Annotated in this window: 2 protein-coding genes; both read right to left on the minus strand. The window is 46.7% G+C overall.

Annotated elements, in window-relative coordinates:
* The coding region (locus R7Q11_RS27320; protein ID WP_225467126.1) for a DUF692 family multinuclear iron-containing protein at nt 1-415 on the minus strand (415 nt) is incomplete at its 3' end.
* Nucleotides 416-499: 84 nt separating this feature from the next.
* Nucleotides 500-630: DUF2282 domain-containing protein (locus tag R7Q11_RS27325; RefSeq protein WP_225467127.1), on the minus strand; the 131-nt coding region annotated here is incomplete at its 5' end.

The raw sequence follows: 630 nt of genomic DNA on the forward strand, positions 1-630 counted from the left end.
TTTCGCGTTGCAGATAATCCTGAACTTCAAGCACATTGCGAGTAAAAACGTTCAGTGCTTCTTCGGTGTATGGTAGGGGAAGCAAGTCGTTAAAATAATGCCCACCATTTTCACTCCAGCTCAAATGGTCAGAGACAAACATCGGGTCAATGGCATCAATCAACGCTTTCAGTTGAGCTAGGTGTACTTGGCTAACGCGTTCAACAGAGCCTAACGATAAACCAATTCCGTGGCAGCTGATCTGGTATTGCTCTCGCAAAGTGTGTAGATATTTTCGTTCGGCTGCATTGGGTTGAAAGTAGTTCTCGCTGTGAACTTCTAACCAAGACAGTTCTGGGCGTTGTTGCTGAAAAAAGTCCAAATGAGGAGTCCGTAAACCAACGCCAACAAGAGGGTGAAAATCGTAGTGTTTCACGTGAAACTCCTTTTCGAACTGGATGAGAAGAGGTTGTGGGGTGTGAGTTGAGCCATCACACGCCCACAACAATTAACGGAGAAATTAAGATGCGCTGGTGCTGCCGCCAGCCAATTTGTCGCAAAGACCTTTTGGAACCACCACAAATGCGTCTTTCTGGTGGTCTTGTTTTGACGTGCCGGCGCAAGAGCTGTTCTTCGTCGCACAGTCATTTT

Source organism: Vibrio sp. 970 (genome assembly GCF_033339075.1).